Origin of the sequence: Methylomicrobium sp. Wu6, assembly GCF_035916875.1 — a bacterium.
In the GTDB taxonomy this organism is placed as follows: domain Bacteria; phylum Pseudomonadota; class Gammaproteobacteria; order Methylococcales; family Methylomonadaceae; genus Methylomicrobium.
Genome location: NZ_JAXUHN010000087.1, coordinates 39439 through 61124 on the forward strand (window position 1 = coordinate 39439; position 21686 = coordinate 61124).

Consider the following 21686-nt stretch of genomic DNA (forward strand, 5'->3'; position numbering starts at 1 on the left):
CATATTTTGTTCTAAAAATATTGCACTTGGAATTCGAGCGCGGGCCCTGTTAAAAACAATTTGCTTCGCACAAAAAAAGGGGCTTACGCCCCTTTTATGATGCCAATCGGTTGTCAGTTGCTAACCAGTTGATCATTGACGATTTTTGGCGTTACAAACACCAATAGCTCACGTTTGTCCTCGGATTTATTAGTTCTTTTGAATAAAAAACCAATTCCCGGTAAATCCGCGAAGAAAGGTACGTTGTTAACTAAATTAGCGGTCGTGTCCTTATAGACACCACCCAACACGACCGTTTCACCATCGTTAACTTGAACATTGGTTTTTAGCGAATTCGTATCGATTGATGGCTGACCATTCACGACTATATTTCCCGGGTCGTCCCGAGCAACTTCCAAGTCCATATTGATGCTTCCGGTTGGCGTAATTTGAGGGGTAACCTCCATTTTCAATGTCGCATCGATAAATTGAATATTGGTGCCGGCGTTGCCGCTTTGGGTTTGATAAGGAATTGACGTGCCTTGAATAATTGTGGCCGTACACCGGTTAGTGGTCATCACGCGCGGATTCGAAAGCAACTGACCGCGACCCTGGTCCTGCAAAGCCGACAACTCGAGATTGAGTACATAATCGGCCGCTCTCGCCAGAGTCATGCCCAAAGTTCCATATGGATTATGCGCGGCAAGATCGACAATAGTATCCTTAATTGTGCCAATATTGCCGTTTTCATCGGGCTGTGCATTACTGTTGGATTGCGTGCCGGCGCCTCCCAAGGCAAAAGTCTTACCTGAGCCCAGGTCCGCCATCTTGGCCACGCCAAATCTTACCCCCAGTTCCCTGGCAAAAGTACTGGTCGCAATCACGAGGCGTGATTCGATCATGACCTGTTTAACAGGAATATCCAGCAGGCGTATCATTTTTTTGATATCGCCCAAACGCTTGGTCGTTTCTCTCACTATCAATGTATTTGTTCGAGAATCGACTACAGCCGTGCCGCGCGACGAAAGAAGATTAAGTCTATTCGTTTGCGATTGCTGGGCATTTGCATTCGGTCCGCCAGAAATGCCACCTATCGCTGAACCAATCGTACTTCCAGTTGGACCTATCACATTTCCGCCCAGATTATTGAATTGCTGCTGCGATTTTTGACCACTCGCCTGAGATGCAGAAGAAGATGCCGTAGTTTTTGGCGAACCGCAAGCGATCCTGGTCGTGTTATTGAATCCATAAAGAAGCGGTATAAAATCTTCAGCCTTCGCATAATTGATCTTCAAATATTCGGTTATCAAGGGATCGAGCTGCTCGATAACGACTTCTTTTTCTTTTTGTTTCTCTTTGTAGTCCTTGATCTTGCCGACCGGCGCGACAAGCGTCACGTTGCCGGTTTCGTATTTTTCCAATCCCTTGGTCATCATAATGAAATCCAGTGCTTCGTCCCAGGGCACATCGTCCAGTTTGACGGTCACTGTCCCGGTCACGTCGTCGCCTGCCACCACGTTTTGGCCGGTGAACTCAGACAATACCGCGATCACGCTACGGATGTCGATGTCCTGAAAATTCAGCGACAATCTATCGCCGGTGTATTTGGTGCGTTGATTATCAATCGCTTCTTTTTCAGCGCTGGTCAACGGCCGAAACTCGACAGTCAACAAACCTTCGGACTGAAATAATGAATAATCGTAGAGTGTATTTTGCAGCGCCACGGTGACAGTCGTTTCCTTGGCCGTGGAAGCGGCATCGACATACTTTACTGGCGTCGCAAACTCGGATACATCCATGCGTTTACTCAAATGGCCGGGCAATTGGGTATTCATGAAACTGATCACCACATTACCATTTTCTTCACGGGTGTTCACCACCGTATTCGGATTCGCAAGAGAAACCAGAATCCGTCCTTCCCCCTTATCGCCGCGTTTAAAATCAAAACCGGTTATCGACTGCTGCGGTATCAATTGGCCTATAATAGAAGACTTACTTGCCTCAACAGGCCTGGCAACTGCGGAAGATGCGGGATTAATGCTTTTCGCATGAGTCAACGTTAATAAGACTTTCCGGCCCTCCGTTTTCGTATCGAACGCTACGGATTCCGCCAGATTGATTACCACGCGCACTCTGTCGGCAGCTTCCGCAACATAAAGACTATTGACCGCGCCTTGGTTTATCGGATAAGTTTTTTGCGGCAAACTGTTTTTTACGCCCGTAAAGTCCAGTGCAATCCGTGCGGGATTGTCGGTTTTAAAAACTTTCGGCGCGACGGCGGGACCGTTCATTTCCAACTGAATCTGTAATTTGTCTCCTGCCTGCGTCGCCACATCCATCTGAGTTATGGCCAAATCGTCGGCTTTGACGGACGCCATCTGCGCGATAAATAAAATCAGGCATGTACTGAAAATTCTTAACATCTTCATCAATAAGCCGTTCTGTTCAATAATCATCTTTTTGTCCTCAAAATCATTCCGCCAAAGCCAAGGATGCTTGTTGTTCATGCCATGATCCCGGTTTATCGGAGATCAATTCCATCAATTCTATTTTGTCGCCGACAATCCGAATAATCTTTCCGTAATTCTTGCCCATATAATTTCCGACTTTCACACGATAGACCGTACTGTCGACCGCCTTAACCAGACCCCACAAGCCACTCTTCGTATTGACAGTGCCCACCATTCTTAAACTATCCAGAGAAAAGGCTTCCAGTTCTTCCTTGGGACGCGTCAAATCCGGCTTGATACCGGAACTTGCATCCGCGGCGGAACCCGCGGTTTCGACCGCTTGCTCCAAAGGCGTAAACGGATCCCTGAGACCATCCGGATTAAAAATAAAAGGCTCCACGACTTTGATTTCCGGCAAAGGATCAATCGTACCTTTGGGTTTGGCTTTTTCCGCAGCGACAAACGCTTTTAAATCGGATAAATCATCATTTGCGCAAGCGGTCAGTAAAGCGATACAACATGCGCAACACATTGGCATCCATAATGTTTTACTCAGCCACAATGATCGTTTATGAGATTTCATGATTTGGCCTCTTTTCTTTTCTTCTTGTCAGCGCCTGTCGTTTGTTTGGCGGCTTCTTCCTTATAGGTTTTAACGACGGCATTCATTACCATCAAGCCATCCTTGGCTTTAGCCAAAGGCGCAATATCGACATTGTGTACTGTCACGATTCTGGGCAATGAGGCTAAACCGCTCACAAATAAGCCAAGCTCCTCGAAGCGGCCAATCACTTGAATGTCGATCGGCAATTCCGAATAAAAATCTTTTGCGACTTGGGGCGCTGGTTTGAATAAACGAAACTCTAGGCCGCTTGCTAAACCGGTTTGAGAAATATCGATCAGAAGACTGGCGACTTCTTCCTCGGTAGGCATTTGCTTGAGCATTTCTCCGAGCGCCCCCTGAATTTGCTCCAACTGTTTTACATACTCCGGAAGATTGACCGCCTTCTTTTGTTTGTTTGCGAAGGAGGCCTTCAATTCGACTTCCTTAGTTTCCAAGCTATCGAGCCCCGCCAACTGATCCATCGTATCGTAATAATAGCCCCCGCCCGCCACCAAAGCGCACAAAATCAAAATGGAGACGGCTTTAACAGGTAAGGGCCAAGTTCCCGATGCCTCGAAATCCCAATTAATTTCGGAAAGATTCATGACGGTTTCTCCGCATTTTTGTTGCCTTGACTCGCATTGAGCGTAAAATCACTAACCTGATCTGCTTCTTTTTTATCTGGCGACTGGATCACGACTACCTTCGGAGACTGCAACCAATGGGAGGCTTCAATTGCCCGCATGAATGCCGATACCCGCGCATTGGATTGAGTTTTACCGACAAAGGTCAGCGCAGCGCCGGTTTGTGTCAATTTGGTCAAATAGACGCCATCCGGAGCAGTTTTAGGCACCTCATCGAAAAGATGCACAATTTCAGGCCGGCTTTCCTGCAATTTTTGAATCACATCGATTTTGGCCAACAATTTTTTCTTGGTTTCCTCGATGTCGCGAATCTTCGCGATTTGAACGTCCAATTGTTTGATCTCGGCCTCTAAAAGCTGATTACGTTGACTCTGATATTCTTTCAGTCCGTCGATATACAGATGCACCACAACCAAAAGACCGATGGTTGTCAACACCGATATCCCTATCGCAACAACAAAATCTTTTTGTTTTTGTTTGCGCAGTTCCTCGCGCCAGGGGAGTAAATTAATTCTTGCCATCAGTCAAAACTCCTCAAAGCCAGACCACATGCGATCATCATCGCAGGTGCATCGTTACTCAAACCTTGCGGCCTCACTCTATTTGATAACGACATATTCACGAACGGATTGGCGACATAAGCCGGCACGCCAAGGCTTTGTTCGACCAATTTATCCACGCCGGCGATCGAAGCGCATCCTCCTGCGAGAATGATGCTGTCTATGCCGCGGTTGGCGCTAGACGATACGAAAAATTGCAGTGATCTGGCAATTTGCTGCACCATCGCCTTTTTGAAAGGCTCCAGCACATCAACGACATAATTGTCAGGCAATCCGCCCTGTCTTTTCGCCAGACCCGCCTCTTCATAGGAAAGCCCGTAACGCCGCTGAATTTCTTCAGTCAGTTGCTTGCCGCCGAAACCTTGCTCTCGGGTGTAAACGGTTCTTCCATCATGCAGTACGTTGAGTGCAACGACCGAAGCCCCAATATCGGCAATAGCCACCGTTTTACCTTTGACAGAATCCTCAAACTGATCGGCGAGCAAACCAAAGGCATTTTCCATCGCAAATGCTTCGACATCGACAATCTTTGCCTTCAATCCTGCTTTACTCAAGGCAGCAACACGGTCATCGATATTTTCTTTTCTTGACGCGGCCAACAGCACATCGACCAATTCGGGATTCTTTTCATTGGCTCTTTGCACTTCGAAATCGAAATTGACCTCATCTAGCGAATACGGTACGTATTGATCGGCTTCCATCATGATCTGCTCTTCCATTTCCTCATCGGATAAAGAAACCGGCATCGTAATGATTTTGGTCATGACCGAGGAACCGGAAACCGCGACCGCCGCTTGTTTGAGTTTGGAGCCGGATTGTTTGACCGCGGTTTTGATGACGCCGGCGATAATATCCATATTGGCGATATTTTTATCGATTACCGCGTCTTTCGGCAAAGGAGCAACAGCATAGCTCTCAACCCGGTAACGTGAGCCTGACTTACTCAATTCCAGTAGTTTTATCGATGCCGTACTGATATCGATGCCAAGAACAGCGCTCTGTTTCTGATTAAACAAGCTCATGACATATCCTTAAAAAAATTTGAACATTAACGTCACTCATATATCGAAATGCCCGTATTCGTTGAATTCAACAGCCATGTAGGAATTCTTTCGCTCCCCTGTCTGGCCTTATTTCTTGCAAAGTATAGTTGCGATTTTTAAATTGACCGGGAAAACACAGGATTTTATGACTTGCCGGAAACCGCGGACTTTATACTGCCCGCAAGCCATTCTATTGTTGTGGAGATTGGCTTCATTTTCTGGAGGATGCATCACAGACTCTCGATAAAGCCGACATAACACCGACATCGACCCAGCCTGGATTGAAAAATCCACGGCAAGCGAAGGTTGAAACAAAAATAACGGATGATAAAAAGAAAATTACCGGCAATGGAGATAAGATGCCGATCAAGGAGGATACGAAATGCGGAACCGAACTAGCCGGTCAGACCGCTTGAAGGTTTGAATGGAATAACAGAAGAGAATGGGGCGAAGTTGTGCGAAAGCAATCGCTGTCGAATCGACAATTCGATAAGCGCGAATATTTTAATATTTCCGGGAGGGATCGGGAGAAACCTTAGCCGATCCTGCGGCGGTCTCTCCCTGTTAGACTTAAACAGCTAAACGCAGGGACTCACTATATCCGCGACTGGGCGGCGTAACGGCGGAATAATCAAGCTTGCGTCCGAATTGAATTCGGAAAAACCCGAAACCCAATTGCAATTTTTAATGCAAAAATCGCAAAAGCCGCCGGCAGAACTTATTTGCCGTATTTTTTGCGGAACTTATCAACGCGGCCCGCCGTATCGACAACGCGTTGCTTGCCTGTGTAAAAAGGATGACAAGAGGAACATACTTCGATCAACAGATCTTTGGAAAGAACGGAACCTGTGGCAAATGTGTTGCCGCAGCCGCAAGTCACTGTAATTTGCTTATAATTTGGATGAATTTCTGGTTTCATAACGCTTCACATTACCCGCGCGGGCAAATACCGGTTAAAAACCGACTATGATAAGGCTTTTATAGCCATTTATCAACTTGATTTTAGTGACTTTGGGCTCTGCGTAGCCGCTACCATACGGCGTTCGCGGCTAATCAGCAACAGAACCAGCGAAATCGCTGGCAACCCCACCGCTGAAGCATAAACAAAAAAGACATAATAACCGTAATGATCGACGACAAGCCCGGCAAATCCCCCTAAAAACTGGGCCGGCAAAGTCATCAGGGAACTGAACAAAGCATATTGAGTAGCGGTATAAGCCTTGCTGGTCAAACTGGAAAGGTATGCGATAAAAACCGATGTCGCGAGCCCGCCGCTCAAGTTATCCGCGCTAATCACCGCCGCCAGCAAGGGCTTGCTGGGCGCGCTCAAGGCCAGCACCGCAAAGAGCAAATTGGTTGCGACCACCATTACGGAGCCGAGCAACAACGGCCTCATTAGACCGTACCTAACCACCAGCGCGCCGCCCAAGGCCGCGCCGGCAATCGTCATGAAAAAACCGAAAATCTTGCTGATTTCGGCAATGTCTTTTTTACTGAAGCCTAGATCGAGGTAAAACGGATTGGCCATAACCCCCATCGTGATGTCGCTCATTTTGTAAACGGCGATCAACAGCAGAATGATGAATCCGGCTCTGCCATTACGGCTAAAAAACTCGACGAAAGGACTCAATACCGCATCCGTGAATCCGGCTAGCAACCGTTGCCAAAACGAAGCCCGCCTGGAAACGCCCAGAGCGGATTCCAGCCGACTTTCGACATGGCGCGCAGATTCGATTGGCCGATGTTCGGGTTCGCGCAAACACAGCGTCGTCAACATGCCGATCGACATGGCAGCCGCCATCACCGAATAGGCTGAGCTCCAGCTTGAATATTCGGCGATATAAAAGGCGCCCGCACCGGCCATTAACAAAGCGATCCGATAACCCAGCACATAAGCTGCCGCCATCGCGCCTTGATAGCGCGCATCGGCCGTTTCGATACGGAAAGCATCGATCACGACATCCTGAGTCGCCGAACAAAACGCCACCCCCGCCGCAAAAACGGCGCAGAGTTTCAATTGCGTGTGAGAATCCAGGCCGGCCATTCCTGACAGTCCCAGCGCAATCCCAACCTGCGCAAGCAACATCCAACTCCGTCGTTTGCCCAGAACTCTAGTCAGCACCGGTATCGGCAGCCGGTCGATCACCGGCGCCCAGAAGACTTTGATAGAATAGATCACGCCGACCCAGCTGAAGAAGCCGATCACGGTGCGCTCAATCCCATCATCCCGAAGCCAGGCCGACAAGGTCGAAAATACCAGCAGGAAAGGCAAGCCCGCGGAAAATCCGAGAAAAATCATGCTGACGACACGCGGCTGCAAATAGACTGCAAACGCCGTACGCCAGCTTTTTTCGGCCGTCACCAGACTTTACCCGGACAGCCGCGCCGCACGAGAAGTGCGGCGCAAGCAGAGACAAGGCCTAGCCATTGATCAGATAATGCACGACGATACTGCCGACATAACCGGCCGCAATCGCCGGCGTCCATTTCAAATGACTGAAGAACGTATATTTATGATTGGACTGACCCATCAACGCCACGCCCGCCGCGGAACCAACCGACAGCAACGAACCGCCGACGCCAGCAGTCAATGTGACCAGCAGCCATTGATACAAGCTCATGTCCAGATTCATGTTCAATACCGCGAACATCACCGGAATGTTGTCGACGATCGCAGAAATCAAACCGACCAGAATGTTCGCGGTTGTTTGACCCAGGCCGTCATACATCGCCCCTGACAAGAGCTCCAGATAACCAATGTAACCCAAACCACCAACCGCAAACACGACGCCAAAGAAAAACAGCAGCGTATCCCATTCGGCATGACGCACCTTGTTGAAAATATCGAAACTTTCTTCGCCTTCGACGGTAAATTTCTTTTTGATTCGGTAACCATAGAGCATCAACACCGACAAACCGGCCATCATACCCATGAACGGCGGCAAATGCAGAACTTGCTTAAAGCTGACCGCGGTCGCAATAGTCAGCAGAAACATCACACAGATTTGAATCGCGCCCGGCTTCAATTGAACGGCTTCCTCGTCGGTCGCTAACGGCTGCTCGTCCGGCACCGCAAAATACATCACCGCGGCTGGAACTCCGTAGTTAATCGCCGAAGGAATGAACAGCTTGAAGAAGTCGAAAAACTCCGCATAGCCCGCCTGCCAAACCATCAAGGTGGTAATATCGCCGAACGGACAGAACGCGCCGCCCGCATTCGCGGCAACCACCAGATTCACGAAGCCGATGCTGACGAATTTCGGGTTGTCCGCCCCGACCGCCATCACCACCGCGCCGACCAGCAAGGCGGCGGTCAGGTTATCGGCGACCGCGGATAGGAAAAACGTGATGACACCGGTGATCAAAAACAGTTTCCGATACCCGAACTGCCGTCTGACCAGCCAGGAACGCAGCGCCTCGAATACGTTACGCTCGGCCATCGAGTTGATGTAGGTCATCGCGACCAACAGGAACAGCATCAACTCGGCATATTCTTTCAAGTTGTATTCAAACGCTTCGTGCATCGCATCGACCGACACACCGGCTTGCGACGCCAAAATGGCCGCATGCGACCAGATGATCGCGGCCGCCAAAATGACCGGCTTCGACTTACGCAAATGCGTAAACTCTTCGGCCATCACAAAACCGTATGCGATCAAAAAGATCAGCACGCAATAAATGCCGCGCTCGGTCCCGGTCAGCCCAAGACTTTCAATACCGCCGGCCATCGCCAACTCAGGCACCAGCAGCGTCATCAACAGAATAAAAAGAAACCTCACAAAACCCCTCCTATTAATGCTTTTTGTAGTTAGTTATATCGAAAAATTTAATGACTAAAGCCGTCTTCAACCGGATATACTATCACTTCGGAATAATCTTTGTCATTTTATGACGCAGCGTATATGATTAGCGGTCGATTGTCATCGCAAAACCTGCAACCACACATCAACTTATGTACCAGTACAACGAACAAGATCAAACCCTTGTCGAGGAAAGGGCCACGCAATACCGGCGGCAAACCGAGGATTTTCTAAAAGGCGAACTGACCGAGGATCAATTCCGCGCACTGCGCCTGCGCAACGGCTTGTATATCCAGACCCATGCGCCGATGCTCCGAATCGCGGTACCCTACGGCCTTCTGAACTCCAAACAACTGCGCAAATTGGCGCACATCGCCCGCGAATTCGACAAAGGCTACTGCCATTTCACAACTCGACAGAACGTTCAGTTCAACTGGCCGGAGCTTGAACGCGTGCCGGACATTCTGGACGAACTGGCCAGCGTGCAGATGCATTCGATCCAAACCAGCGGCAACTGCATGCGCAATACCACCTCCGACCATCTGGCCGGCGTCGCGATCGATGAAATCGAAGACCCGCGCCCGTACTGCGAAATCATCCGCCAATGGACGACCCTGCATCCCGAATTCGATTATTTGCCGCGCAAATTCAAGATTGCGGTCAGCGGCGCACTGCAGGACCGTGCGGCTACACAATTGCATGACATCGGCGTGCATTTGGTCAAGAATGACGCCGGCGAAACCGGCTTCAGAATATTGGTCGGCGGCGGACTCGGACGCACACCGATCATCGGCCAGGTGATCCGTCCATTTCTGGAAAGAAAACACTTGCTGTCTTATCTGGAAGCGATACTGCGCATCTACAACCTATTCGGACGCCGCGACAACAAATACAAGGCGCGGATAAAGATACTGGTCAAAGAAACCGGTCTCGAACAGTTTAGCGAGATGGTCGAAGCGGAATGGCGCCAAATCAAGGACGGCATGGAACTGACCGATGAGAGGATTGAGGTAATCAAGGCACATTTCACGCCGCCTTTATATGACGCGAACGCCTCCCAGGATCAGAGCCTGGCCGCGCAATTGTCGGCAAATCCCGCCTTCGCAACCTGGTACCAATACAATACCGCCGCGCACCGCGTGCCGGGCTACCGCGCAGCTTTCATCTCGCTAAAAGCGCCCGACTCGCCGCCAGGAGACATGACCGATACGCAACTCGATGCCGTCGCCGATTTAGCCGATCGCTACAGTTTCGGGAAGATTCGCAGCACGCACCGGCAAAATCTGATTCTGGCCGACGTCAAACAGGCCGACTTGTTTACGCTGTGGCAAACGCTAACCTCCTTAAAGCTGGCGACGCCGAACATCGGCACGGTGACCGACATTATCTGCTGCCCCGGCCTCGATTTCTGTTCGCTGGCAAATGCCGGATCGATTGGCGTCGTGCAAGAAATCAACGAAGCACTCGACAACATCGACTATGTGCATGACATCGGCGACGTGAAGATCAACATGTCGGGCTGCATGAACGGTTGCGCGCACCAAAGTGTCGGCCATATAGGCATCCTCGGCGTCGACAAGAAAGGCGCAGAATGGTATCAAATCACCCTGGGCGGCTCTTCCGAGAACGAAGCGGCGATCGGCGAACGTCTGGGACCCGCGGTTGCCCGCGACGAAGTTACGCAGGCGATTACCACGATTCTGGATGTTTATGTCAAACAACGGCAGGAAGAAGAATCATTTTTGGACATGGTAAAACGTGTTGGCATCACACCTTTCAAAGAACGAGTCTATGCAGATCATTAAAGACAACGCCATTATCGAGGACACCTACACAACGCTTGCCGATGACGCCAACCTGACGAGCGGCGATATCAGCATCTCTCTGGCCAGATGGAAACGTGACCGCGAACTCCTGCTCGCGCATCCCGGCAAATTGGGTGTGCGCATCCTCGCCGCCGATACGACTGCCGATCTTGCCTCCGACCTGAAGCACATTCATCTGATCGAGCTCGATTTCGCCGATTTTGCAGACGGACGCCTATTTTCGCACGCCTGGCTGCTCAGGGGTCGGTATCATTATCAGGGCGAAATTCGCGCGACCGGCCATTATCTGATGGACCAGGTTTTTTATCTGTCGCGGGTCGGCGTCAATGCGTTTAAACCCGCCAAAGCCGAGCAATTACCGACCATCCTCGCGAACCTGCATGATTTCTCGGTCAAATATCAACCCTCGATCGTTTGAATCCGGGTTTCGCGCTCTCTGAAACATAAAAGCCTTGCCCGGGATGATTACCGGGCAAGGCTTTTTTATGCCCATCGAAAAAAACGGCTTATCCGTCCAGCAAGCGGACCCTGCTGAAACTCCGCGGCAAAACCTCGGCTTTGCCGCGAGCCATGCCTTCCGATCAATGCTTCATGATCGCCAGGCCCTTCAACAACGACAACGCCTCGAATACCGGATAATCGCTGACTTCCAGCTTTTGCTCCTTCTCCTTCTCGTCGCCCGCTTTCGGCGTTTCGACTTTCTTCTTGCCGTTTTCCAAATGGTGTGACAAGTCGGCTTCCTTGACCGGGACGAAATCCGATTTTTCGACCGACTCCAACTTGACCGGAGCCAGCGCGATGTCGGGCTCGATACCCTCAGCCTGAATCGATCTGCCGGAAGGCGTGTAATAACGCGCGGTCGTCAGCTTGACTGCTGCGCCATTACTAGTCGGCAATATCGTCTGCACCGAGCCTTTGCCGAAGGATTTCTCGCCCATGATCACCGCGCGTTTTTGATCCTGCAGCGCGCCGGCGACAATTTCGGACGCCGAGGCAGAACCCGCATTGATCAGCACGACCATCGGCGAGCCGTTCAGCACGTCATCGCCTGCCGCCGAGAAACGCATTTCGGAATTCTCGATGCGCCCCTTCGTATAGACGATCAGGCCGCTTTTCAGGAAGGCATCGCTGACTTCGACCGCCGCGTTCAAGACTCCACCGGGATTATTCCGAAGATCGAGCACCAACCCCTTCAGAGCGCCCGCATTGTCTTTTTTCAATTGCGCCAGACTTTCGAGCAGACTTTCACCGGTACCGGATTGGAAACTGCTGATCCGGACATAGCCGTAGCCTTTTTCCAGCAGCTTGTTTTTCACGCTCTTGACTTTGATGATGTCGCGGGTCAGGGTGAATTTCAGCGGCGCTTCCTCACCTTCCCGGACCACGGTCAACTCAATCTTGCTGCCCGGGTCGCCGCGCATCGTCTTCACCGCCTCGACCAGGCTCATGCCCTTGACCGGCTTGTCGTCCAAGCGGATGATCAGGTCGCCGGTTTTCAGCCCGGCCCGTTGGGCCGGCGTATCATCGATCGGCGATACGACTTTGATAAAGCCGTTTTCCATCGTAACTTCGATGCCCAAGCCGCCAAACTGGCCGGTCGTGCCTTCCTTCAGCTCCTGGTATTCTTCGGGCACCAGATAGGCCGAATGCGGATCGAGTCCGCTCAGCATGCCGCGCACCGCGTCTTCCAACAGCTTTTTGTCCGACACGGGCTCCACATAATCCCGTTTAATCCGTCCGAAAATTTCGGTGAATGTCCTGAGTTCCTCAAAAGGCAAAGCTTCCGTTTCGCTCTCCGCCGTGTTGGCTTTGTTCAGTTCGGCCAGCACAGTACCGCCGATGCTGATGAATACGCCCAACATAATCCCTAAGGACAAAATAAAAAATGTCTTTTTTTTCTGCATGCGCCTTGCTACCCCAAATACTCGATTCCTAAATGTGTTTCACTACCTAGCTAACTTCTTTCATGGCTTATCCCGGATACCATGCCAAAGGATCAACCGGTTTGCCATTCTTGCGAATGCCAAAATATAATCCCGACTGCGACCGCCCGCCGCTTTGACCCGCGCCGGCGACCACATCTCCCGCATCGACCCATTCATCGACCCGTTTGTAGAGGCTCTGATTAAAACCATACAAGGTCATGAAGCCATTGCCGTGATCGAGAATCATCAATAACCCGTATCCCGACAGCCATTGCGAATAAACGACCTTGCCGCGGGCCACTGCGCGGACCTCCGTGCCTTCCGGCGCATCGATCAGAATGCCGTCCCAGAGGCTCTGCATCCCATTGGCAGCCGATTTACCCGAAACCGGCCAGGGCAATTGCCCCTTGAGCCGCTCGAAATCGGCCGAGGCCGGTTTCCCGGCGCCGCTGGGAGCGCCCTGCTCCTCGCTTTGAGACTGAACATTCATACCAACAGTTTCCGGCTCCTGACCGTCCACTGGCGGATTCTCCCATTTCGCCTGCGTGTCGATCAGCGTCTTCAGTTCATTTTCGCTTTCTTTCAGCCGATTGAGCTGCTGCTCGCCGGACGAATAGTCCTGCTCGATTTCGGCGAGCAGCTTGTTTCTTTCATTCCGCAACAATTCAAGCGCACTTTGCTCGATGCGGTTTTTCTCGACATCGCGCTCCATCAGCATCGCTTCCTCCCTTTGTCGGTTCTCCAATTCAGCAAGCCCGGCGACAGACTTTTGCATCACCACCAGCTTCTTCAGCCGCTGCCGGCGCAAATAATCATGATAGACCACCATCCGATTCGCCTTCGCGAGGTCCTGATGATTCAGAATCAACTTCAATTTTCCGGTCCGGCTCATGACGAAATCGGCGCGCAACTGCGCCGCCAACGCCTTGTTATGCAGTGCGATCTCATCCTTCTGCAATACAATGTCCTGCCGGATCAGCTTCATTTGGCTACGATTTTGCAAGATGTCGTCTTGCAACCTTTTCAACGTCGCCGCACTTTCGCCATAGCGGTTCTCGATATCGGCGAGTTGCTCCGCCACCGCATCCTTTTGAAGCAGCATCGCTTGTATTTTTTTCTTGACTGCTGCGATGCTGGACTGAACCACGCCCAAGTCGCCCTTGAGGGTGACCTCCTCGGCAACACATTCCTTAGCCAGCATCCCCAAAACGATGCAGGCTACAATCCTTGTCCGCATCTCTCGCTTAGTGCGCGGCCAGCAATGATCTATCCGTCATTTCCACAGGCTGAGGAACGCCCAGAATGTCCAACATGGTCGGTGCCAAGTCTGAAAGATTGCCGCCCGGTGAAAGCAGTCCCATGATGTGCAGCGCTTTGCCTTTTTCCTTGACGATGTCGACCGCCTTGCACAAGACCTCATTGATAAAGAAACTGCCGTCCCGGATCGCATCATTGACCTTAGTATAATACTGCGACACATAACGGCCGGTGCCGATATGAATATGTCCAACTTCCGAATTGCCCATCTGATCGTCCGGAAGACCCACCACGGCGCCGGAACAATTCAACAAGGTCATCGGATAATCTGCCTGCAGTTTGTTCCAGCAAGGTTTTTTTTCCGCCGCAATGGCATTGTATTGTTTTTCGAGCGAGCACCCGAAGCCGTCGAGAATTAACAAAACTAAGGGTCTTGGCCGATTCAACATCTTTAAAATTTCTCCAGTCACAAACACAAAAATCTAGATCCGCGCCACCTTCAGCCATGCACGCTACGCCAATGAACCATTATTACAAATCCATTACCCCCAAGAGATAAAACTAATGTATCATAGCACCGATTACTAGGCTTTCATGCTTAAGGTATACGCAAGATAGGGCTACTAAGCGTCCATTATATTAATACACGTTGGCAATCCTTGTGTAAAAATAATTCATTGCGGCCGCCTTTTTTCAATAAAACACAAAAAACGTCCTGAAGGTCAGATCTTATGGATATGCTGAATAAACTTCCGATATACGACGACAAGGACATCAATCGAGCCGCGCGTTGCATCAAGGCGATGTCACATCCTTTACGATTGAAGATATTGTGCGTTTTGGGCACCAACTCGGTCAGTGTGCAGGACATCGTCGAACAGGTCGGCACCTCGCAAAGCAACATCTCTCAACACTTGGCAATACTTCGGGAAAAGAACATTCTGGGCTCTAAAAAAGAAGCCAACCGGGTCTACTACTACATCGATGACAACCGCATGCTGCAACTGATCAACATGATGCGCGAAGTATTTTGCTCGCGGCTTTAGATTTACCTGTTTACCTTTATCATTTGTTTCAACCATCCATCCATCCATGCAACGTCTTTTTGAATTTATTTTTAATCACTATGTTTATTCGCTTGCCCTGGCAGTCGTCACCTATCTGTTGATTCAGGAATTTTTCGATACCGCTTTCAAAAAATTCAACCCGATCACGCCGATGCTCGCGGTCGCAAAGATGAACGAAAGCGACATCCAAATTATCGATGTGCGCGAAGCGCCCGATTACGCCCAAGGCTACATTGAAAAGGCAATCAATGCGCCACTCAGCAAACTGAGCGAGCAATTGCCAAAACTCACCAGCGACAAAAAAGCGCCATTACTGGTCGTCTGCCAGAACGGCACCCGCTCGCTAACCGCCGCCAAAACCTTGGCCAAGGCGGGTTTCGAGCAGATTTTCGTAATCACCGGCGGCATGGATGCCTGGACCGAAGACTACAAACTACCAATAACCACCCAACGCAAGCAAAAAGCGAGCGTCTAGGTAATCCGCTCCGGTCTTAAAACCACTGCATTGAATCCCGACAAAAATGCAATTTACGGGCATAAGCCGTAACTTGCATTTTTAAGGATTTCATTTAAAACCGCTGTCATCAAGACGGCGCATAATCCCAAAACTATCCACCTTTCATTAAAAAGCTATCATGGCCGAAGAACAACAAAACGTCGAAAAACAATTCGCTATCCAAAAAATATATACAAAAGACATATCTTTTGAAACGCCGAACTCCCCGAAAATCTTCATGGAGAAATGGGAACCGATCGTCGATTTCAACCTGAGCACCCGTGTCGAAACGATCGATCAAAACTTGTACGAAATCGTATTGACGACAACGATTACGGTCAAAATCTCCAACGCCACCGCCTATCTGGTCGAAGTGAACCAGGCCGGCATCTTTACGATCGCCGGTTTCACCGAACAGGAACTGGGACCTATGATCGGCAGTTTTTGCCCGAACATTCTGTTTCCTTACGCCCGCGAAGTGGTGTCCGACCTGGTCGCCAAAGGCGGCTTTCCACAGCTTTTATTGGCCCCGGTCAATTTTGACGCCTTGTATGCACAACACTTGCAACAAGTGCAAAACCAAGTTCCCGCCAAGGAAAGCCTAAATTAAGCAATGACAGCAAGAAAAATCGGCATTCTGGGCGCCGGTTCATGGGGAACAGCACTCGCAATCCAGGCGGCAAGAACCGGCTGCGATGTTTTGCTTTGGGGACATCATCCGCAGCATGTTGCCACGCTGGCCGACGGCCGGGAAAACAAACGTTATTTGCCCGGCGCCGTGTTTCCCTGGAACTTGTCAGTCTCCGCCAACTTACAGGAAGTCAGCCGTTTCTCCGACCTGTTACTGATCGCGGTGCCGAGCCACGCTTTTAAAACTACGCTGGAGCAACTCCGGCCGCTTACGGCAGCCAACATCCGGATTGCCTGGGCAACCAAAGGCTTCAACCCCGATAACGGTTCTCTGTTGCACGAACTGGTGGCGGCGCTGTTTACAGCGCAGACGCCGGCGGCTGTGTTGTCGGGGCCGACTTTTGCGCATGAAGTTGCGGCCGAATTGCCGACCGCAATTACGATAGCTTCCCCTTACCCGGCGTTCTCGAATGAGTTGACCCAACTGTTTCACAGCAATCGGTTTCGGACTTATACGAGCGCCGACATCGTCGGCGTCGAAGTCGGTGGCGCGGTCAAAAACGTGATGGCGATCGCCGCAGGCATTGCAGACGGTTTGGGCTTCGGCGCCAATACCCGGGCGGCGTTGATTACTCGCGGGCTGACAGAAATCATCCGGCTCGGTCTTCGTCTCGGCGGGCATCAGGAAACCTTCATGGGATTGGCCGGACTCGGCGATCTGATTCTGACTTGCACCGATAACCAGTCCAGAAACCGGCGTCTCGGCATTGCGCTCGGGCGCGGACAAGCGTTGCAGCCGGCGATGCGCGAGATAGGCCAGGAAATCGAAGGTGTGCTGGCCGCAAAAGAAACTTACCTGCTCTCCCAAAAGCATGCGATCGACATGCCGATTACCGAGCAAACCTATAAAGTTTTATATGAGGGATTATCCCCGGCCACAGCAGTGCAGAATCTGCTCTCGCGCGAATTAAAAAGCGAATCGACAGGACAAGGATGACGCCGGTCCGGGAAAGCCGGCGTCAGGGTTATTTAGGTTCCGTGATAATAGCCGTCCGATGACGCCCCGTGGGCTTCCCGTTGCTGCGCACCCTCAGGCTGTTGCTCCAGTGGAGGCAGTCTTTCATAAATCGGCGTCGGTTCGCCGTCGAGCGCATGCAAGGCCTGATTCAAGGCTGTTTGATCAAAATCAGGCATTTCCTCTTTCGTTACTTTCCGGATCAAGTCGAGCGCCACCGCATAGCGTTGATCCTGACTCATCTCCTCGCCTTCCAGATCCGGATGCGCCTCGATATACAACGTATTATTGAGCCAACCGACCTTGATCGGTTGCTTGACGATATAGACTGTCGTACCGACCGGCGCGTGGCTGTATAGCTCGGCAATGTCTTCAGGATACATCCGTACGCAACCGTGCGTGATCTGCATGCCAATGCCATAAATCTTGTCGATGTCGGTGCCGTGGATCCGGTAATCACCCGGCAGATTTAGATACAACGCATAGGCGCCGAGCGGATTGTGCGGGCCGGGCGGCACGACTTCGGGCAACGGATCACCCATTGCGGCATGTTCGCGCCGGATAGACTCGGGCGGATGCCAGCTCGGATCCTTCACTTTTTTAATTACCGTGGTTTTACCGAGCGGCGTCTTCCAATCCTGCCGGCCGATGCCGTGCGCAAATGACATAACCTGCCGACCGCCGGGCGGATAATAATACATCCGGTATTCGGACAGATTCAGCGTGATGCCGTCATGCGGCGTATCAGGAAGAATGCGCCGGTTGGCGATGCGCACGATCTCACCTTTTTTGACATGCCAGCGATCGACTTTCTGATTCAGTCGTACGATTTCCGCTTGCCCCAACCGATAACGCAACGCCACGTCCAGCAACGTTTCATCCTGTTCCGCATGGGTAAATGCGACAGGATCAGCGTACTCCATGACGACCGTGTCGCCATTGCTCGGCATATCGTACGTTGTCGCAAACGCCGAAGCGGACGCCAGGAGACTTAAGGTCAATACAGCATTAAGAGATCGAATTCCCATTACATTAATTCGCGAATATTTAAAGATAACTGGATGTTATGATGAAAAATGAGATTTTAAAACAAACCGGATAGTTCAGAATATCGGTTCTTGCGGACAAATCGTGTGAAATCTATGTCAAATCCCCTTTTATTATACCACATCAACAAAAACTGTTAGGCCATTACCCTCTTCAGTATAGCGCCTCGGGCCTACACCTCGGGTCATACACAAAGCCGCCATACCGGAACGGATATCGGCAACGCCGCCACGTGAGGGATCTGTGGACAGAACAGTTGCCGAATATAAACCTGGCGTTCCATAGGACAGAATGACGTGGCGAAAGAATTACACCAAACACCTCAATTTATCCTATCGTTTCAATGCCGAATCAACTGCGTAACGCCTTCAACACCGCCTGCAGCCTATCATTTGCGTCGCCGAACAACATCCGTGTATTGTCGAGCACGAACAGCGGATTACCCACGCCCGCATAGCCGGACGCCATACTGCGCTTCATAGCGATCGTCATACCGCCTTTCCAGCATTCAAGAACCGGCATGCCGGCAATCGGGCTGTTCGGATCGTCCAATGCGGACGGATTGACGATATCGTTCGCGCCGATCACCATCGTGATATCGACATTCGGGAAGTCTTCGTTGATTTCGTCCATTTCATAGACGATGTCATACGGCACCTTCGCTTCGGCCAACAGCACGTTCATGTGGCCGGGCATCCTTCCTGCGACCGGATGGATGCCGAAACGGACTTTTTTGCCTTTATCCCGCAGAAGTTTGGTGATTTCGTTGACCGTATGCTGGGCCTGGGCGACCGCCATACCGTAGCCCGGAATGATCATGATGTTTTTTGCGCCGAGCAATTGCTGCGCGGTTTCTTCCGCATCGATCGGCTGCACGTCGCCTTCGACGACCGCCGCTTCGCCACCGGTGCCGGTACCGAAACCGCCCGCGATCACGCTGACGAAATTGCGGTTCATTGCCCGACACATAATATAACTCAGGATCGCGCCGCTGCTGCCTACCAACGCACCGGTCACGATCAGCAAATCATTGCTCAACATGAAACCGGTCGCAGCCGCGGCCCATCCGGAATAACTGTTCAACATCGACACCACGACCGGCATATCGGCTCCCCCGATCGCCATCACCATGTGCACGCCGAACACGAGTGAAATCGCAGTCATGACCAGGAGCGGAATGGTGCCGCCGCCGGTTTCGGCCTGTTGCAAAAACAGATAACCCAAAAAAACGACAGCGATCAATAAGCCCAAATTCAGCCAGTGACGGGCCGGCAACAACAGCGGTTTGCCGTTGATGCGTCCGCTCAACTTGCCGAACGCGATCACCGAACCCGAAAAAGTCACCGCGCCGATCAGGATGCCGACATAGATTTCGGTTTCGTGGATCGTCTTTTCGATACCGGACAGCGTACCGCTTTCATCCATGAAATTCGCATAACCGACCAGCACAGCCGCCATCCCGACCAGACTGTGCATGATCGCAACCAGTTCGGGCATCTGCGTCATCTCGACTTCTTTCGCGGCCATGAAGCCGATCGAGCCGCCGAACAGCAAGGCGGAGATCAAAATCGCATACGATGTGACCGAGCCGCTCATCACGGTCGCGACAATCGCAATTGCCATGCCGAGCATGCCATAGTAGTTGCCGCGCCGCGCGGTTTCTTGATTGCTAAGGCCGCTCAAACTCAAAATGAACAGCACCGTCGCAGCAATGTAAGACATTGTGACTAAACTTTGTGACATGATTTTTCCTTATTCTTATTTTCTGAACATTTCGAGCATGCGCCGTGTCACCAAAAAACCACCCGCGATGTTGATCGAGGCGATCAGAATCGCGAGTCCAGCCAGTACGCTGATCATAATCGCCGGGGCGGAGACCTGTACCAGTGCGCCGATCACGATGATGCCGCTGATCGCATTGGTGACGCTCATCAGCGGCGTATGCAGCGACGGCGTCACATTCCAGATCACCTGATAGCCGACGAAGCAGGCCAATACGAACACGGTAAAATGCGTCATGAACGATGCCGGCGCGACCGAACCGAGACCGTAAAGCGCGAGACCGCCGATCACCAGCGGAATAAACGGCCTGACCGCCGCAGGAATCAAACGATTATTTTTCTTGGCTTTTTCCGCCACACCCGGATTGGCCGGCGCTTCTGTTTGCGGTGCGGGCGCGGCCGATAATTTCGGCGGAGGTGGCGGCCAGGTAATCTTGCCTTCCTTGATCACGGTCGCGCCGCGAATCACTTCATCCTCCATGTTCACGTTGATCTCGCCGTTCTTTTGCGGGCTCAGTTCGGTCAACAAATGCCGCAAATTGGTCGCGTAAAGCTGGCTGGACTGATTCGCCAATCGGCTCGGCAGATTGGTATAGCCGATGATCGTAACGCCATGCTTGACCACCACTTTGTCCTTCTCGGTCAGCGCACAATTACCCCCCTGCTCGGCAGCCAGATCGACGATCACGCTACCCGGTTTCATCGACTCGACCATGCCCGTCGTAATCAGCTCCGGCGCGGGCTTGCCGGGAATCAATGCGGTCGTGATGATGATATCGACTTCCATCGCCTGGCGCGCAAACAAGGCCATTTCTGCCTCGATGAACTCTTTGGACATCGTCTTCGCGTAACCGCCGGCACCTGAACCTTCTTCCTTGAAATCGAGCATCAGAAACTCGGCATCCATGCTCTCGATTTGTTCCTTCACTTCGGGGCGGGTATCAAACGCCCGGACAATCGCGCCCATGCCTTTCGCTGCGCCAATCGCGGCGAGACCGGCCACCCCCGCGCCGATCACCAACACTTTCGCGGGCGGAATCTTGCCGGCCGCGGTAATCTGGCCGGTGAAAAAACGGCCAAAATGCTGAGCCGCCTCGATCACGGCCCGGTAGCCCGCGATATTGGCCATCGAACTCAACGCATCGAGCTTTTGCGCCCGCGACATTCTCGGCACGCTGTCCATCGCCAGCACGGTCGCCTGTTTTGCGGCCAGTGTCTTCATTAGTGCTTCATTTTGCGCCGGCCAAATAAAACTGATCAGATTGCCGCCTTCGCGAAGCAAATCGGTTTCGTCTATCGCCAGTTCCGGGTGGCGCTCCGGCGCCCTCACTTTCATCACAATGTCGGAACCCTGCCACAATGACTTCACATCATCGACGATTTCCACACCCGCCTCCTTGTAAGCCTCGTCCGAAATATTCGCGCCCTGCCCCGCGCCTTTTTCGATACAAACCGAAAAACCCAGCTTCATAATTTGTTCGGCGGTCTCCGGCGTCAGCGCGACGCGTTTTTCGCCCTGATGAATTTCTTTTGGTACACCAATCTTCATAGAGTCTCCTGTA

General features: G+C 51.6%; 20 protein-coding genes. 6 read left to right on the top strand and 14 right to left on the bottom strand.

The annotated features are described in order from the left end of the window. Positions 1-113: 113 nt before the first annotated feature. The 8 genes from pilQ to nhaD form a co-directional block, all read right to left on the bottom strand. The gene (gene pilQ, locus U2W12_RS14680) at positions 114-2486 is read right to left on the bottom strand and encodes a type IV pilus secretin PilQ (RefSeq protein ID WP_326501440.1); all 2373 of its coding nucleotides are present in this window, start codon (positions 2484-2486) and stop codon (positions 114-116) included. Next, positions 2452-3012, bottom strand: coding sequence for a pilus assembly protein PilP (locus U2W12_RS14685; protein WP_326501441.1), 561 nt, complete (start codon positions 3010-3012; stop codon positions 2452-2454). Before U2W12_RS14685 ends, pilQ begins: the two co-directional genes overlap by 35 nt. Next, complete coding sequence (locus U2W12_RS14690; RefSeq protein WP_326501442.1) at positions 3009-3638, bottom strand: type 4a pilus biogenesis protein PilO; 630 nt, start codon at positions 3636-3638, stop codon at positions 3009-3011. Before U2W12_RS14690 ends, U2W12_RS14685 begins: the two co-directional genes overlap by 4 nt. Beyond that, positions 3635-4198: a PilN domain-containing protein gene (locus U2W12_RS14695; RefSeq protein WP_326501443.1), complete on the bottom strand. Its 564-nt coding sequence runs from the start codon at positions 4196-4198 to the stop codon at positions 3635-3637. The genes U2W12_RS14690 and U2W12_RS14695 overlap by 4 nt, the downstream gene beginning before the upstream one ends. After that, positions 4198-5259 carry a pilus assembly protein PilM gene (locus tag U2W12_RS14700; protein ID WP_326501444.1) on the bottom strand — a complete coding sequence of 354 codons (1062 nt, stop codon included), beginning with the start codon at positions 5257-5259 and terminating at the stop codon, positions 4198-4200. Before U2W12_RS14700 ends, U2W12_RS14695 begins: the two co-directional genes overlap by 1 nt. Before the next feature lie 739 nt (positions 5260-5998). Then, positions 5999-6199, bottom strand: a complete 201-nt coding sequence (gene rpmE, locus U2W12_RS14705) for a 50S ribosomal protein L31 (RefSeq protein ID WP_326501445.1) — start codon at positions 6197-6199, stop codon at positions 5999-6001. Positions 6200-6271: 72 nt separating this feature from the next. Then, on the bottom strand, positions 6272-7642 hold the full coding sequence (locus U2W12_RS14710) for an MFS transporter (protein ID WP_326501446.1): 1371 nt from the start codon (positions 7640-7642) through the stop codon (positions 6272-6274). Between the two features lie 58 nt (positions 7643-7700). Next, on the bottom strand, positions 7701-9008 hold the full coding sequence (gene nhaD, locus U2W12_RS14715; protein WP_326501466.1) for a sodium:proton antiporter NhaD: 1308 nt from the start codon (positions 9006-9008) through the stop codon (positions 7701-7703). Positions 9009-9232: 224 nt separating this feature from the next. On the opposite strand from nhaD, the gene U2W12_RS14720 reads away from it, so the two are divergent. Together U2W12_RS14720 and U2W12_RS14725 are read left to right on the top strand one after the other, a co-directional pair. Then, a complete protein-coding gene (locus tag U2W12_RS14720; RefSeq protein WP_326501447.1) occupies positions 9233-10885 on the top strand; it encodes a nitrite/sulfite reductase in 1653 nt (550 codons plus the stop codon). Next, positions 10872-11324, top strand: a complete 453-nt coding sequence (locus tag U2W12_RS14725; protein ID WP_326501448.1) for a DUF934 domain-containing protein — start codon at positions 10872-10874, stop codon at positions 11322-11324. The genes U2W12_RS14720 and U2W12_RS14725 overlap by 14 nt, the downstream gene beginning before the upstream one ends. Positions 11325-11487: 163 nt before the next feature. Here the strand turns inward: U2W12_RS14725 and U2W12_RS14730 are convergent, their stop codons facing one another. The 3 genes from U2W12_RS14730 to U2W12_RS14740 all read right to left on the bottom strand — a co-directional run bounded on the left by U2W12_RS14730 (position 11488) and on the right by U2W12_RS14740 (position 14537). Next, a complete protein-coding gene (locus tag U2W12_RS14730) occupies positions 11488-12810 on the bottom strand; it encodes a S41 family peptidase (RefSeq protein WP_326501449.1) in 1323 nt (440 codons plus the stop codon). A 67-nt stretch (positions 12811-12877) separates the two neighbouring features. Beyond that, positions 12878-14068, bottom strand: coding sequence for a peptidoglycan DD-metalloendopeptidase family protein (locus U2W12_RS14735; protein ID WP_326501450.1), 1191 nt, complete (start codon positions 14066-14068; stop codon positions 12878-12880). 7 nt (positions 14069-14075) lie between these two features. Further along, on the bottom strand, positions 14076-14537 hold the full coding sequence (locus tag U2W12_RS14740) for a hypothetical protein (protein ID WP_326501451.1): 462 nt from the start codon (positions 14535-14537) through the stop codon (positions 14076-14078). Between the two features lie 282 nt (positions 14538-14819). Between U2W12_RS14740 and U2W12_RS14745 the strand changes: the two genes are divergently transcribed. The 4 genes from U2W12_RS14745 to U2W12_RS14760 all read left to right on the top strand — a co-directional run bounded on the left by U2W12_RS14745 (position 14820) and on the right by U2W12_RS14760 (position 17278). Further along, positions 14820-15134 carry a metalloregulator ArsR/SmtB family transcription factor gene (locus tag U2W12_RS14745; RefSeq protein WP_326501452.1) on the top strand — a complete coding sequence of 105 codons (315 nt, stop codon included), beginning with the start codon at positions 14820-14822 and terminating at the stop codon, positions 15132-15134. Positions 15135-15180: 46 nt separating this feature from the next. Next, entirely contained in the window at positions 15181-15630 is a 450-nt protein-coding gene (locus tag U2W12_RS14750; RefSeq protein ID WP_326501453.1) for a rhodanese-like domain-containing protein, read from the top strand. Positions 15631-15790: 160 nt separating this feature from the next. Next, complete coding sequence (gene secB / locus U2W12_RS14755; protein ID WP_326501454.1) at positions 15791-16261, top strand: protein-export chaperone SecB; 471 nt, start codon at positions 15791-15793, stop codon at positions 16259-16261. Between the two features lie 3 nt (positions 16262-16264). Next, positions 16265-17278, top strand: coding sequence for an NAD(P)H-dependent glycerol-3-phosphate dehydrogenase (locus U2W12_RS14760; protein ID WP_326501455.1), 1014 nt, complete (start codon positions 16265-16267; stop codon positions 17276-17278). 32 nt (positions 17279-17310) lie between these two features. On the opposite strand, the gene U2W12_RS14765 is transcribed toward U2W12_RS14760, so the two are convergent. From U2W12_RS14765 to U2W12_RS14775, 3 genes are all read right to left on the bottom strand, one after another. Then, positions 17311-18324 (bottom strand): L,D-transpeptidase family protein, encoded by a 1014-nt coding sequence (locus U2W12_RS14765; RefSeq protein ID WP_326501456.1) that lies wholly within the window; start codon positions 18322-18324, stop codon positions 17311-17313. Between the two features lie 370 nt (positions 18325-18694). Then, positions 18695-20086, bottom strand: a complete 1392-nt coding sequence (pntB, locus tag U2W12_RS14770; RefSeq protein WP_326501457.1) for a Re/Si-specific NAD(P)(+) transhydrogenase subunit beta — start codon at positions 20084-20086, stop codon at positions 18695-18697. A 15-nt stretch (positions 20087-20101) separates the two neighbouring features. After that, positions 20102-21673 carry a Re/Si-specific NAD(P)(+) transhydrogenase subunit alpha gene (locus tag U2W12_RS14775; RefSeq protein ID WP_326501458.1) on the bottom strand — a complete coding sequence of 524 codons (1572 nt, stop codon included), beginning with the start codon at positions 21671-21673 and terminating at the stop codon, positions 20102-20104. Positions 21674-21686 lie beyond the last annotated feature (13 nt).

What these genes read in the sequence shown, in the direction of transcription:
- U2W12_RS14760 (WP_326501455.1), top strand. Translation starts at nt 16,265, where the DNA reads ATGACAGCAAGAAAAATCGGCATTCTGGGCGCCGGTTCATGGGGAACA.
- U2W12_RS14750 (WP_326501453.1), top strand. Translation starts at nt 15,181, where the DNA reads ATGCAACGTCTTTTTGAATTTATTTTTAATCACTATGTTTATTCGCTT.
- U2W12_RS14735 (WP_326501450.1), bottom strand. Translation starts at nt 14,068, where the DNA reads ATGCGGACAAGGATTGTAGCCTGCATCGTTTTGGGGATGCTGGCTAAG.
- U2W12_RS14765 (WP_326501456.1), bottom strand. Translation starts at nt 18,324, where the DNA reads ATGGGAATTCGATCTCTTAATGCTGTATTGACCTTAAGTCTCCTGGCG.
- U2W12_RS14745 (WP_326501452.1), top strand. Translation starts at nt 14,820, where the DNA reads ATGGATATGCTGAATAAACTTCCGATATACGACGACAAGGACATCAAT.
- U2W12_RS14725 (WP_326501448.1), top strand. Translation starts at nt 10,872, where the DNA reads ATGCAGATCATTAAAGACAACGCCATTATCGAGGACACCTACACAACG.
- U2W12_RS14730 (WP_326501449.1), bottom strand. Translation starts at nt 12,810, where the DNA reads ATGCAGAAAAAAAAGACATTTTTTATTTTGTCCTTAGGGATTATGTTG.
- secB (WP_326501454.1), top strand. Translation starts at nt 15,791, where the DNA reads ATGGCCGAAGAACAACAAAACGTCGAAAAACAATTCGCTATCCAAAAA.
- U2W12_RS14720 (WP_326501447.1), top strand. Translation starts at nt 9,233, where the DNA reads ATGTACCAGTACAACGAACAAGATCAAACCCTTGTCGAGGAAAGGGCC.
- U2W12_RS14740 (WP_326501451.1), bottom strand. Translation starts at nt 14,537, where the DNA reads ATGTTGAATCGGCCAAGACCCTTAGTTTTGTTAATTCTCGACGGCTTC.
- U2W12_RS14775 (WP_326501458.1), bottom strand. Translation starts at nt 21,673, where the DNA reads ATGAAGATTGGTGTACCAAAAGAAATTCATCAGGGCGAAAAACGCGTC.
- U2W12_RS14690 (WP_326501442.1), bottom strand. Translation starts at nt 3,638, where the DNA reads ATGAATCTTTCCGAAATTAATTGGGATTTCGAGGCATCGGGAACTTGG.
- nhaD (WP_326501466.1), bottom strand. Translation starts at nt 9,008, where the DNA reads ATGGCCGGCGGTATTGAAAGTCTTGGGCTGACCGGGACCGAGCGCGGC.
- U2W12_RS14685 (WP_326501441.1), bottom strand. Translation starts at nt 3,012, where the DNA reads ATGAAATCTCATAAACGATCATTGTGGCTGAGTAAAACATTATGGATG.
- pilQ (WP_326501440.1), bottom strand. Translation starts at nt 2,486, where the DNA reads ATGAACAACAAGCATCCTTGGCTTTGGCGGAATGATTTTGAGGACAAA.
- U2W12_RS14695 (WP_326501443.1), bottom strand. Translation starts at nt 4,198, where the DNA reads ATGGCAAGAATTAATTTACTCCCCTGGCGCGAGGAACTGCGCAAACAA.
- pntB (WP_326501457.1), bottom strand. Translation starts at nt 20,086, where the DNA reads ATGTCACAAAGTTTAGTCACAATGTCTTACATTGCTGCGACGGTGCTG.
- rpmE (WP_326501445.1), bottom strand. Translation starts at nt 6,199, where the DNA reads ATGAAACCAGAAATTCATCCAAATTATAAGCAAATTACAGTGACTTGC.
- U2W12_RS14700 (WP_326501444.1), bottom strand. Translation starts at nt 5,259, where the DNA reads ATGAGCTTGTTTAATCAGAAACAGAGCGCTGTTCTTGGCATCGATATC.